Raw genomic sequence first — 12,098 nt, forward strand, 5'->3', positions numbered from 1 at the left:
CATCACGCTACACGCGCGTCACCCACAACGCCGGCGGGACGACGAATCGTGTCGACTCGCGCGGCGTTGTCTCGGTGACGCGCCATTTTGCGTTTCGCGGAGCGGTGGCGTCGGATGCCGCTCTCTCGGACTTCCGATCTCTTCCTGCCCGCATCGGTTCGCCGCGCGTCGAAGGGGCGATGTACGTTTCCCGCCCTCGTCGAATGCGAAAACGCAAACCGCGCGACCGACGCCACGCCGTTCATTGCCGACGCATACGCCGCACGCGCAAACGCGTGCATGTCGAACCGTCAGTCCGGCGCCACCCCGGTCGATTCGCGCACGACGAGCTCGGGCGCGCCGATCGTATGCACGGCCGCGGACGGCTCGATCCCGTCGATCATGTCGAGCGTCAGCGCGATCGCCCGCGCGGCAATCTGCGCGGTCGGGAACCGTACGGTCGTCAGCGCGGGGCGGAACTGGTGGGCGAGCTGGATATCGGTCATGCCGACCACCGACAGATCGGCCGGTACGCGCAAGCCGAGATCGGCGGCGGCCTGCATCGCGCCGATCGCCATCAGGTCGTTGGTCGCGAACAGCGCGGTGAGGCCCGGCTTTTCCCGTAGCAGCGCGGCGGCCGCTTCGTAGCCGCCTTCGATCGAGTCGTGCGCCGACACGGTCGTCAGCGCATTCGCCGGATGGCCGCGCGCGGCGAGTTCGTCGGCGAAACCGCGCAGCCGCACCGACTGCGGTCCGCCCGAACCCTTGCCGACGAGCGCGCCGAACGCGCGATGCCGCAACCCGGACAGATGCGCGGCCGCCAGCGCGCCCGCCGCCGCGAAATCGACGGTCACGCACGGCAGCGTGCGCGACGCATGCACGTGTTCCCACATGCACAGCACGATCGATGCGCCGTGACGCGTGATGTCGGCGAGTTCGGCTTCGGCCAGATCGGTGTTCATCACGATCGCGCCGGCCGCGAGCGTGCCCGCGATCCGCTCGAGGTAGTTGCGCGTGATCGCCGGATCGTCGTCGGTATTCGACACGAGCAGGTAATGGCCGCGCTTGCGCGCCTCGCGTTCGGCGGCCAGCACGAACTCCGGGTAGAACGGGTTCGTGATGTTCGACAGCATCAGCGCGAGCGTCGACGTGCGGCCTTCCGCGAGCGCGCGTGCGGTCAGGTTCGGCCGATAGCCGAGCTCGCGGATCGCGGCCATCACGCGCTCGACGGTCGCCGGCTTCACCTTCTGCGGATTGCGCAGCACGTTCGAGACGGTCGCCGCCGTGACGTTCGCGCGTCGCGCGACTTGGGCGAGTGTCACCATGCGAGGGCTCCGTTCGGCCGGGCAGCGCCGCAAGAGAACAGTAAGGCGGGGGAGTGTCTGCTCATATTCTGGGAGTGTGTCCCACAAGTTGCACAGGGACAGCCGATACGCTAATTTCTCGACACATCAGAGGAAGGAGACGACATGGTACGGCGAACCGGGCGAATCGAACCACAGAAATTTAAGCGTTTAAATTTTCCGATCCGATGCGTGTGACCGGCCAGAGGAGAGCGCGATGACCGCCATTTCATTGAAGGATGTCTCCAAGCGCTACGGCGACCATGCGCCGGTGCTGCGCGACGTGAACCTCGAGATCGCGTCGCACGAATTCTGCGTGTTTCTGGGCCCGTCGGGCTGCGGGAAATCCACGCTGCTGAGAATGATCGCGGGGCTCGAGGACGTGACCGAAGGCGAACTGCGGATCGACGGCGCGCGGATGAACGACACGCCGCCCGCGGAGCGCGGCGTCGCGATGGTGTTCCAGAGCTATGCGCTGTTTCCGCACATGACCGTGTTCGACAACATCGGTTTCGGGCTGCGGATCGCCGGCACGCCGAAGGACGAAATCCGCCGCCGCGTGACCGAGGCCGCGCGCGTGCTGCAGCTCGACGCGCTGCTCGATCGCAAGCCGAAGGCGTTGTCGGGCGGGCAGCGGCAGCGCGTCGCGATCGGCCGCGCGATCGTGCGCGAGCCGCGCGTGTTCCTGTTCGACGAACCGCTGTCGAATCTCGATGCGACGCTGCGCGGCCAGACGCGAGTCGAAATCGCGCGGCTGCACGCGCGCTTCACGCAATCGAGTTCGGTCTACGTCACGCATGACCAGATCGAGGCGATGACGCTGGCCGACCGGATCGTGCTGCTGCACGCGGGCGACGACGTCGCGCGCTTCGGCAGCATCGCGCAGGCCGGTGCGCCGCTCGAGCTGTATCACCGGCCGGCCAACCGCTTCGTCGCGGGCTTCATCGGCTCGCCGCGGATGAATTTTCTGCCGGCGGTGGTCGACGCAGGCGATGCGCACGGCTGCCGGCTGACGCTGGAAGGGTCCGGCGAAATGCTCACGCTGCGCGATCGCCCGTTGCCGCGCCACGTCGGCCGCGGCGCGCGCGTGACGCTCGGGATCCGTCCCGAGCACCTGACGGTCGCGGCGTCCGGCGATGCCGGGTTGCCGTCGATCGTCCGCGACGTCGCGCTCGTCGAGCAGCTCGGCGAAGCCGCGTACGTGCATCTCGACCAGCCCGATGGTGTGCCGCTACTCGCGAAACTGCCGGGGCAGGCCGCATTGCGGCGCGGCGAGCGCCACGCGTTCCGCGTGCCGCCGTCGAGCTGTCACCTTTTCGACGAAGCCGGCATCGCATTGCCGGCCATCCACGCCGAAGCGGCGTTCGCGTAACGGCGCAATGCCGACCCGCCGCATGCGACGCGGCATTCAACACACCAATACCAGGAGACAACGATGAAACTTCGTGCGAGCCGACTGCTGCTTGCCCTGACGACTGCCGCGGCATGCGCCGCGGGCACGGCCGACGCGGGCACGCTGAAAGTGAACGTCGCCGCGCGCGGCAACCAGCGCGCGACGTGGCAGGCAGCGTTCGACCAGTTCCACAAGGCGAATCCGGATATCGATCTGAAGGTCAGCTACGTCGGCGAGGAGGCATACAAGGTGCAGATGTCCGGGTGGCTCGCGACCGATCCGCCCGACGTGCTGAGCTGGAACAACGGCGAACGGCTTGCGTATTTCGCGAAGCGCGGGCTGATCGAGGACCTGAGCGCGGACTGGCAGAAGAACGGCTGGAACGACACGTATGCGTCCGTCAAGCAGTCGTCGACCTACGGCGGCAAGCTTTACAGTTTGCCGCTCGGCTATGACGCGTACGGGTTGTTCTATCGCAAGGACCTGTTCGAGAAGGCCGGGATTCACGGCGAGCCGGCCGACTGGCCGCAGTTTCTCGACGCGTGCCGCAAGCTGAAGGCGGCCGGCATCGCGCCGATCGCGGTGGCCGCGCGCGATGCGTGGACGCTCGCTGCGTGGTTCGACTACCTCGACCTGCGGATCAACGGCTATGCGTTTCACCAGAAGCTGATGGCCGGCGACGTCGCGTATACCGATTCGCGCGTGCGTGCCGTGTACGCGGCGTGGAAGAAGCTGATCGACGACAAGTATTTCATCGACAACGCGCTGTCCTACGACGTCGATTCGTTGAGCCCGCTGATCGTCAACGGCCAGGCCGCGATGACGCTGATGGGCACGTGGTATTCGGCAGGACTGCTGAGCGCGACGCGCAACCCGATCAGCTTCTTCCGCTTTCCGGTGATCGACGCGTCGGTGCCGCTGGCGGAGGACGGCCCGGTCAATGTGCTGATCGTCCCCGCGAAGGCGCACAACAAGGCCGATGCGCGCCGCTTCCTCGCGTTCATGGGGCAACCGGCGGTCAGCGGCGAATTCGCGAAGGGAATGGGGCAACTGCCGTCGAACAACAAGGCGCCGGAGCCGCAGGACCCGATCTCGAAGATCGGCTTTCACACGCTCGCGACGACGCCGGGCGGGATCGCGCAGTTCTACGACCGCGACATGACGAAGGAAATGGCCGACGAGGGGATGAAGGCGATGCAGCAGTTCCTGTCCGATCCGACGCAGCTCGATGCGATCCTGCAGCGCCTCGAGCAGACCCGCAAGCGCATCTACCGGAAGTAATGCGCCGCGCGGCCGGGCCGGCGCTGCCGGTCCGGTGCTTCGTCGTCACCGTTACGTTCGTTTCATCGAAGGTCATCTCATGTCAACCAGCCTGTCCGAAAGTGTCGCGCGCCGCGATGCCGGCTTGCAGCGGCCTGCACGCGCGTCGCTCGCGCGGCGGCGCAACCGCGCGGCCCTGTGGTTCGTGCTGCCGGGTTTCGCGCTCTTCACCGTGTTCGTGCTGTATCCGATCGTCAGCAGCATCTGGCTGAGTTTTCATCACTGGGACGGGATGACGCCGATGACGTTCGCGGGGCTCGACAACTATCGCGAGCTGCTGCAGTCCGACACCTTCTACGTCGCGCTGAAGAACAACGTGCTGTGGCTCGTGCTGTTTCTCGCCGCGCCGCCGCTCGGCCTCGCGCTCGCGCTGTACCTGAACCAGAACGTGTTCGGCATCCGGCTCGTGAAGTCGCTGTTTTTCGCGCCGTTCGTGCTGCCGGGCGTCGTGGTCGGTCTCGTGTTCTCGTGGTTCTACGACCCGACGTTCGGGCTGCTGAAGCTGATCGTCGGGCACGGGATCCCGGTGCTCGGCGATCCGCGCTATGCGACCTACGGCGTGATCGCCGCCGCGCTGTGGCCGCAGATTCCGTTCTGCATGATTCTCTACCTGACCGGGCTGACCGGCATCAACGGCGAGATCGTCGAAGCGGCGCGGATGGAAGGCGCGCGCGGCTTCACGCTGCTGTGGCACGTGATCCTGCCGCAACTGCGGCCCGCGACGTTCATGGCGGTCGTGCTGACCGTGATCGGCGCGCTGCGCAGCTTCGACCTGATCTCGGTGATGACGGGCGGCGGCCCGTTCGACAGCTCGACCGTGCTCGCATATTTCATGGTCGACCAGGCGATCAAGTATTACCGCGAAGGCTATTCGGCCGCGATCGCGGTCGTGCTGTTCGCGATCATGCTCGTCTATATCGTGTGGCAGCTTCGCAAGCTGGTGCGCGTCGAGTCGTAAGGATAACCAACATGTATCCGATGCCCGTGTCCCGCTGGGGACGTCCCGCCCGTCTGCTGTACCGGCTATCGCTGCCGTGCGCGCTCGCGCTGTGGCTCGTGCCGCTGCTCGCGGTGCTCGTCACGTCGATCCGATCGACCGACGAGATCATGGCCGGTCATTACTGGGACTGGCCGAAGCAGTTCGCGCTCGTCGCCAACTACGGCGCCGCGCTCACGCAGACGCCGATGCTTCATTACTTCGCGAACAGCCTCCTGATCACGGTACCGTCGGTCGCCGCGTCGATCCTGCTCGCGTCGCTTGCCGGGCACGCGCTCGCGAACTACCGGTTCCGCGGCAATCTCGTGCTGCTCGGGCTGTTCGTCGCCGGCAATTTCGTGCCGATCCAGATTCTGATGATCCCGGTGCGCCAGATCATGCTCGGCGTCGGCCTCTACAACACCGTGTGGGCGCTCGTGCTGTTCCATACCGCGTTCCAGACCGGCTTCTGCACGCTGTTCCTGCGCAACTTCATCCGCGAGCTGCCGTTCGAGCTGATCGAGGCCGCGCGCGTCGAAGGCGCGTCCGAGTGGGCGATCTACTTGCGCGTGGTGCTGCCGCTCGTGCGGCCCGCGCTCGCGGCGCTCGCGATCCTCGTGTTCACGTTCGTATGGAACGACTACTTCTGGGCGCTGTGCCTCACGCAAGGCGACGACGCGGCGCCGATCACCGTCGGCGTCGCCGCGCTCAAAGGGCAGTGGACGACGGCCTGGAACATCGTGTCGGCCGGCTCGGTACTCGCCGCGCTGCCGTCGGTCGCGATGTTCTTCGCGATGCAGAAGCACTTCGTCGCGGGGCTCACGTTCGGCGCGACCAAGGGCTGACCGTCCCATCCTCTTTCTTCAGCAAGGAATCCACGATGCACCTCGGCGTTTGTTACTACCCCGAACACTGGCCGCGCGAACAATGGGATCGCGATGCACGGCGCATGGCCGAACTGGGCCTGACCCGCGTGCGGATCGCCGAATTCGCGTGGAGCCGGATGGAGCCGGAGCCCGGCCGCTACGACTGGGCGTGGCTCGACGAGGCGATCGACACGCTCGCGCGCCGGCAGTTGAAGATCGTGCTCGGCACGCCGACCGCCGCGCCGCCGAAGTGGCTCGTCGATCGTCATCCGGAGATCCTGCCGGTGGGCGCGGACGGCGCGGTGTGGCAGTTCGGCTCGCGTCGCCATTACGACATCGCGAGCCCGGTGTATCGCGAGCACTGCGTGCGCATCGCCGACGCGATGGCGCGGCGCTACGGCGCCCATCCGGCGGTGATCGCGTGGCAGACCGACAACGAGCTCGGCTGCCACAACACGCTGCCCAGCTACACGCGTGCGGCGCTCGAAGGCTTCCGCGCGTGGCTCGCCACGCGTTATGGCGACATCGGCGCGCTGAACCGCGCGTGGGGCAACGTGTTCTGGAGCATGGAGTATCGCGGCTTCGACGAGATCGAGCTGCCGCGTCATACGCCGACCGACGCGAATCCCGCGCACCTGCTCGACTTCCGGCGCTATCAGTCGGACGAGGTCGCGCGGTTTCATGCCGCGCAGGTCGACGCGATCCGTCCGCACGCGCCGGGCCGCGACGTGCTGCATAACTTCATGGGATTTTTCACCGAGTTCGATCACTACGCGTTCGCACGCGGCGGCCTCGACGTCGCCGCGTGGGACAGCTATCCGGTGCCGCGTACCGAAGTGCTGCCGCTCGATGAGGCGGACAAGCGACGCTGGGCCCGCACCGGGCATCCGGACGTGTCGGCGTTCTCGCACGATCTGTATCGCGGGGTCGGCAACGGCCGGATGTGGGTGATGGAGCAGCAGGCGGGGCCCGTCAACTGGGGGCCGTACAACCCGGTGCCGCATGCGGGCGCGGTGCGGCTGTGGACGTGGGAAGCGTTCGCGCATGGCGCGGAACTCGTGTCGTATTTCCGCTGGCGGCAGTATCCGCACGCGCAGGAGCAACTGCACTCGGGACTCAACGCGCCGGACGACCGGTTGTCGCCGGGCGGTCATGAAGTGGCGCGCGTCGCACGCGAGATCGCCGCGCTGGATCCCGCGCTCGTCGTCGGCGAGCGTGAGACGGCCCGCGTCGCGCTGCTGTTCGACTACGAGGCAGACTGGATGATCCGCATCCAGCCGCACGGCGCCGACTTCGACTATCAGCAGCACGCGTTCGACTGGTATCGCGCGCTGCGCGAGCTAGGGCTCGACGTCGATATCGTCGCGGCCGATGCCGACGTGTCGCGTTATGCGTTCGTCGTCGTGCCGACGCTGCCTGTCGTGACGGATCGCGTCGTCGAGCAGGCCGCGCGCGGAAACGCACATTGGTTGTTCGGGCCGCGCACGGGTTCGCGCACCGCGGAATTCGCGATCGCGCCGGGTCTCGCACCGGGCAAGCTGCGCGACGTGCTGCCGGTGCGGATCGGCCAGGTCGAATCGCTGCGGCCTTCGCTCGCGCCGCGTGTGTCGTTCGACGGTGTCGACGGCCATGCACTGAAATGGCGCGATCACATCGACATGGAATCGCCGGCCGACATAGACGTGCTGGCCGCCTGCGACGACGGTGTGCCGGCGCTCGTGCGGCGCGGTTACGTCACGATGGCGACGGCCTGTTTCGATCGGACGCTGTTGCGCGCGATCGTTGCCCGCTGCGCACGCGATGCCGGCCTGCCGATGCGTGCGCTGCCGGACGGTGTGCGGTTGCGTCGACGCGGGCGGGTAACGTTCGCGTTCAACTACGGTGACACGTCGTGCACGCTGCCCGCGCCGGACGGTGCGCGCTTCGTGCTCGGCGGCCGGGAACTCGGCGCGGTGGACGTGGCCGCCTGGGTCGAGCCGGACTGACGCGATGCAGTCGTTGCGGTCGCTGCGGTTGCATTTCGCGCGCCTGGCGGGGATCGCGTACTTCGTACCGCTGTCCGCGGCGGCGCTGATGCTCGGCGTCGCGATGTCGTTCACCGCGCCGTACCTGTCGCTGTTCGGCGTGGAGGCGGCGGGAATGTCGCCGCTGCTCGCGGGCGTGTTCATGACGCTGATCGCGGCGAGCGGGGTGGTCGCGAGCACGTGGGCCGGACGCTGGTCGGATCGCCGCGACCGGCACCGGCCGCTGCTCGTCGTGTCGCTCGCGGCGGCCGCGCTGGGCTTCGCGCTGCTGTGCGTATTGCGGACGCACGGGCCGGTGATCGCAGCCGGCACGATCCTGCTCGGCGCGGGCGCCGTGTCGCTGTCGCAGATCTTCTCGTTCGCGCGCGCGGTACTGCCCGTCGCCGACGATGCGCAGCGCGAACTCGCGTCGGCCGCGCTGCGCACGATGCTGTCGATCGCGTGGGTGTTCGGTCCCGCGCTCGGTGCGCTGATTCTCGCGCAGACGGGTTTTACCGGGCTCTTTCTAGCGGCTTCCGTGGGCTTCGTCGCATGCGCGGCGATCGTCGCGCGGATTCCGGAGCCGGTGCGGCGGCCCACGGCGGCGCATGTGCGCGCAGTCGATCGCGCCGCGGCGCCGCCGGACGAGGCGACGGCTGGCGTCGCCGCGCCTCGCGCGAGCGTGCTGCGGACCCTCGTCGCGCTCGCGCTGATAGGGCTGGCGGCGAACGCGACGATGATCGTGCTGCCGCTCTACATCGTGCGTGGACTCGGCGGCACGCCGACGAACGTATCGGCGGCGCTCGGGCTGGCCGCATTGCTCGAAATCCCGATGATGCTGTGGCTCGGCGTCCGGTCGACGCGGCTGGACAAGGCGCGCTGGCTGATGGCGTGCGCGCTCGTGCATGCGGCGTATTTCATCGGGCTCGCGGCGGTGTCGCGGGTCGATGCGATCCTGCCGCTGCAGTTGTTGAGCGCATGCGTGGTCGCGATCACGTCGTGCCTCGGGATGACGCGCGTGTGCGATTTGATGCCGTCGCGCCCCGGCACCGCCACCGCGATGTTCTTCAGCACGGCGCGCGTCGGCTCTATCGCGTCGGGCGTGCTGTCGGGCGCGTGCGTCGACCTGTTCGGCTATCGCGCGACATTCGCGGGCTGCTGTGGGCTCGCGCTCGTCGCGTTCGCGCTGCTCGCCCGGGATGCGCACGGCGGGCGGGGCGGAGCCGGCGGCACAAGCGGCACAAGCGGCACGGCGACGCCCGCGCGTCGCCGCTTCGACGCACCGCACTGACGCGCGCTGCGTCGCCGCTTCGACGCACCGCACTGACGCGCGCTGCGCCGGTGCGGTGACGCCGTCACGACGTGCCGCGTCAGCGCTGGCGATATGCGTCGAGCGACGACAGGGCGTGGCCGTGGAAGTCGAACAGCGTGTTGTTGTCCCACTGATCGCCCGCGCCGACCTTCCAGCCGACGCCCGGCGTCGGAATCCACTCCGGCTCCCACCAGAACACGCCCTTGCCGCGATGGCCCGGCACACCCTTCACGATATCGACGACCGCCGCGAGGAATTGCGCCTGCCCGGCCGGCGACGGCGGGAACGCGGTCGAGCCCGTGTTCGTCATCGCGTTCGGCTCGGAGTCGCCGTCGCTGGTGGTCCACGGATACGCGGTCTCGACGACGATCAGTTCCTTGTCGTAGCGCACCGCGAGATCGTTCGCGTTGTTGCGCAGGTCGTCGAGCGCGCCTTGCCACTGCGGGTAATACGACAGGCCGATCACGTCGAACGCGACCCCGCGTTGCGTCGCGCTGTCGAACCACCAGCGGCTTTTCGCGTTGTCGCCGCCGCTGTCGATGTGCAGCATCACCTTGATGCGCGGATCGACGGCCTTCACCGCATCGTGGCCCGCCTTCAGCAACTGAGCGAGGTTGTCCCACTGGTCGTAGCGGCCGAGCGGCCACAGCATGCCACCCGTGATCTCGTTGCCGATCTGCACCCACTCCGGCCGCACGCCGGCGCGCTGCAGTTGGCGCAGCACGTCGGTCGTATAGGCCGACAGCAGCGCGCACGTATCGGCGAGATTCTTGCCGGCCCACGCGTGCGGCGGGTATTGCTTGCCGGGGTCGGCCCACCAGTCGCTGTAGTGGAAATCGATCAGGATGCGCATCCCGAGCGCGGCCGCGCGCCTGGCGAGCGCAACGACATGGGCCGCATCGTTGTAGCCGGCCGCGGCGCTCTGATTCGCCGGGAAGAAATCCGGATTGCCCGGATCGTTCCATACCTTGATGCGGATCGAGTCGACGCCGTGCGCGTGCAGGATCTTCAGGCAGTCGCGCGGGTGCCCGCGGTCGAAGTACTGCGCGCCGTGCGCCTCGAGTTCCGGTAGCGTCGACACGTCGGCGCCCATCGCGAACGGGGCGCTGCCCGCGGCACGCGTGACGGCCTGCGCGAAGGCCGGCAGCGGGCCGGCCAGGTCGAGACAGGCAAGCGCCGCGGTCGAAACGCTCCATTTCAGCATCGATCGTCTGTTCATCGTCATCCTCCAGGTGAGGGATCCCGTCGGATGCGGGATCGCCGGCTTCAAAAAATTTTAAGCGCTTAAATTTGCGGCCCCGATACGAGGCCGGATCGAGCGTAGCGCAACCGCTGTCGCCTACGCAAAGGACGCATGCGTTGCCTACTATCTGGTGAGGTGGGGAGGCGCGCGCATTCCCGGCGTCCCGCCGTGCGCGCGAAACGGCCATTGGACGTACGTCAGGAATCCGGACGATGCCGCCCGATCGTGCAGGGCAGGCGCCCGTGACGTGTTACGACCGATCTCGATTCCGCGCGCGCGTCGCGCCGGTGATGACCGCGATGCCGAACAGGATGACGGCCACGATCTCGATGATGTACTGCGCGACGTGCAGCGTCATCAAGCCCCAGGCGACGCCGCCGATGAAAATGATCCATCCGACCAGGTAGATAAGCAGGGTCATCGCTTTCTCCTTGCAGTGTTGGGTTCATGGCGCCGCTTGCCGGTCGTGAAAAATTTACCGGGCGCGCGGTGCGCGCGATGAGGAGATGATCTCGCAGCACCGGAGCATATTGCGCGCCCGGCCTCGCGGTTCCCGACGGCATTTTTCGGCATGCGGCTTGCTAGCCGCTTCATTCGGATGCCGTGTCGTGCGCATGCAGCCCGAGCCGCGCCATCAGCCGCCCGGCGTCGAACGGCGCTTGCGTTTTCGTGTCGTTGTCGAAATAGCAGTACACGTCGCGCGTGGCCGCGCGCGGCGGTTGCAGCGCGGGTGCGGCGAGACGCGCATCGTCGGGCTGCCCGCCCTGGCTCCACGTTTCGATTCTGCGTGCCCATCGCTCGAGCGCCGCATCGGAGTATTCGCCTGAATACTTCGTTTCGGTGCCGTGCAGCCGCATGTAAACGAAACGCGCGCTCAGATCCTCGAACTGGGGCCACGCCTCGGTCGAATCCGACACGACGAGCGCGACCTTGTGGCGGCGCAGCAGCTTCACGAACGCCGGATCCACGAAGCTCTCGTGCCGCACTTCCACCGCGTGGCGCAACGCTCGCTTGCGGTCGATCTCCAGATACGTCGCCCGGACGTGCGAATCGTGCCGGCGGGCGAGCGCGAGTGCGGCTTCCGTATCGTGCGGCAGCAAGCTCAGGAAGTGCTCCATGTGCGCCGGGTCGAAACGCAGCGACGGCGGGAATTGCCACAGCAACGGCCCGAGCTTGTCCTTCAGCGCGAGCAGCCCCTGGGCGAAAAAATTCGCGCACGCGACCGTGGCTGCTTCGTCGCGAAAACGCAGTATGTGCGTCAGGTAGCGCGAGCCCTTGACGCTGAACACGAACCCCGGCGGTGTTTCGGCATACCAGCGCCGCCAGCTGTCCGGCGCTTGCAGGCTGTAGTGCGTGCCGTTGATTTCGATCGTCTGCATCCGGCCCGATGCATACCGCAGCTCGCCGGCCTGCTTCAGGTCGTCCGGGTAGAAGGTCCCCCGCCAGCCGGGGTAGCGCCAGCCTGAAATGCCGATGTGAATCCTGCCTGATGTGCGTGTCACGTCGATGCCCGGCTATGCCGGGTCCCTGATGAGGTTCGGGCGACGCGCAATATGCGTGCCGCCCCGTCACCGGTCCAATTCTTTTTTTAAAGACCGCGCCACGTTCGGCCGGTATGATCGCTGCGCTCGCGAACGGCGCGATCGGCCGGTGCGTACCGATC

At 67.5% G+C, this 12,098-nt stretch carries 10 protein-coding genes; 6 read left to right on the forward strand and 4 right to left on the reverse strand.

What is annotated here, in order from left to right; translation table 11 throughout:
* Nucleotides 1–290: 290 nt before the first annotated feature.
* The gene (locus tag C4B30_RS01135) at nucleotides 291–1,304 is read right to left on the reverse strand and encodes a LacI family DNA-binding transcriptional regulator (RefSeq protein ID WP_027786547.1); all 1,014 of its coding nucleotides are present in this window, start codon (nucleotides 1,302–1,304) and stop codon (nucleotides 291–293) included.
* Between the two features lie 235 nt (nucleotides 1,305–1,539).
* On the opposite strand from C4B30_RS01135, the gene C4B30_RS01140 reads away from it, so the two are divergent.
* From C4B30_RS01140 to C4B30_RS01165, 6 genes are all read left to right on the forward strand, one after another.
* Nucleotides 1,540–2,694, forward strand: a complete 1,155-nt coding sequence (locus C4B30_RS01140) for an ABC transporter ATP-binding protein (RefSeq protein ID WP_027786548.1) — start codon at nucleotides 1,540–1,542, stop codon at nucleotides 2,692–2,694.
* A 63-nt stretch (nucleotides 2,695–2,757) separates the two neighbouring features.
* Nucleotides 2,758–3,996: an ABC transporter substrate-binding protein gene (locus C4B30_RS01145; protein ID WP_027786549.1), complete on the forward strand. Its 1,239-nt coding sequence runs from the start codon at nucleotides 2,758–2,760 to the stop codon at nucleotides 3,994–3,996.
* A gap of 79 nt (nucleotides 3,997–4,075) precedes the next feature.
* Entirely contained in the window at nucleotides 4,076–4,993 is a 918-nt protein-coding gene (locus C4B30_RS01150; protein ID WP_027786550.1) for a carbohydrate ABC transporter permease, read from the forward strand.
* An 11-nt stretch (nucleotides 4,994–5,004) separates the two neighbouring features.
* Nucleotides 5,005–5,856: a carbohydrate ABC transporter permease gene (locus tag C4B30_RS01155; RefSeq protein ID WP_027786551.1), complete on the forward strand. Its 852-nt coding sequence runs from the start codon at nucleotides 5,005–5,007 to the stop codon at nucleotides 5,854–5,856.
* Nucleotides 5,857–5,891: 35 nt separating this feature from the next.
* Entirely contained in the window at nucleotides 5,892–7,862 is a 1,971-nt protein-coding gene (locus C4B30_RS01160) for a beta-galactosidase (RefSeq protein WP_027786552.1), read from the forward strand.
* 4 nt (nucleotides 7,863–7,866) lie between these two features.
* Nucleotides 7,867–9,171 (forward strand): sugar efflux transporter, encoded by a 1,305-nt coding sequence (locus C4B30_RS01165; protein ID WP_027786553.1) that lies wholly within the window; start codon nucleotides 7,867–7,869, stop codon nucleotides 9,169–9,171.
* A gap of 79 nt (nucleotides 9,172–9,250) precedes the next feature.
* On the opposite strand, the gene C4B30_RS01170 is transcribed toward C4B30_RS01165, so the two are convergent.
* The 3 genes from C4B30_RS01170 to C4B30_RS01175 form a co-directional block, all read right to left on the reverse strand.
* Nucleotides 9,251–10,411: a glycoside hydrolase family 53 protein gene (locus tag C4B30_RS01170; RefSeq protein WP_027786554.1), complete on the reverse strand. Its 1,161-nt coding sequence runs from the start codon at nucleotides 10,409–10,411 to the stop codon at nucleotides 9,251–9,253.
* Between the two features lie 274 nt (nucleotides 10,412–10,685).
* Nucleotides 10,686–10,856, reverse strand: coding sequence for a hypothetical protein (locus C4B30_RS35555; RefSeq protein ID WP_175884989.1), 171 nt, complete (start codon nucleotides 10,854–10,856; stop codon nucleotides 10,686–10,688).
* 169 nt (nucleotides 10,857–11,025) lie between these two features.
* Nucleotides 11,026–11,937 (reverse strand): DUF72 domain-containing protein, encoded by a 912-nt coding sequence (locus C4B30_RS01175; RefSeq protein WP_027786555.1) that lies wholly within the window; start codon nucleotides 11,935–11,937, stop codon nucleotides 11,026–11,028.
* Nucleotides 11,938–12,098: the final 161 nt, after the last annotated feature.

The organism is Burkholderia sp. BE12 (assembly GCF_002959955.1).
Classification (GTDB): domain Bacteria; phylum Pseudomonadota; class Gammaproteobacteria; order Burkholderiales; family Burkholderiaceae; genus Burkholderia.

Bases quoted from the DNA above. Each gene is read 5' to 3' on its own strand.
- C4B30_RS01135 (WP_027786547.1), bottom strand. From the start codon at position 1,304: ATGGTGACACTCGCCCAAGTCGCGCGACGCGCGAACGTCACGGCGGCG.
- C4B30_RS01140 (WP_027786548.1), top strand. From the start codon at position 1,540: ATGACCGCCATTTCATTGAAGGATGTCTCCAAGCGCTACGGCGACCAT.
- C4B30_RS01145 (WP_027786549.1), top strand. From the start codon at position 2,758: ATGAAACTTCGTGCGAGCCGACTGCTGCTTGCCCTGACGACTGCCGCG.
- C4B30_RS01150 (WP_027786550.1), top strand. From the start codon at position 4,076: ATGTCAACCAGCCTGTCCGAAAGTGTCGCGCGCCGCGATGCCGGCTTG.
- C4B30_RS01155 (WP_027786551.1), top strand. From the start codon at position 5,005: ATGTATCCGATGCCCGTGTCCCGCTGGGGACGTCCCGCCCGTCTGCTG.
- C4B30_RS01160 (WP_027786552.1), top strand. From the start codon at position 5,892: ATGCACCTCGGCGTTTGTTACTACCCCGAACACTGGCCGCGCGAACAA.
- C4B30_RS01165 (WP_027786553.1), top strand. From the start codon at position 7,867: ATGCAGTCGTTGCGGTCGCTGCGGTTGCATTTCGCGCGCCTGGCGGGG.
- C4B30_RS01170 (WP_027786554.1), bottom strand. From the start codon at position 10,411: ATGAACAGACGATCGATGCTGAAATGGAGCGTTTCGACCGCGGCGCTT.
- C4B30_RS35555 (WP_175884989.1), bottom strand. From the start codon at position 10,856: ATGACCCTGCTTATCTACCTGGTCGGATGGATCATTTTCATCGGCGGC.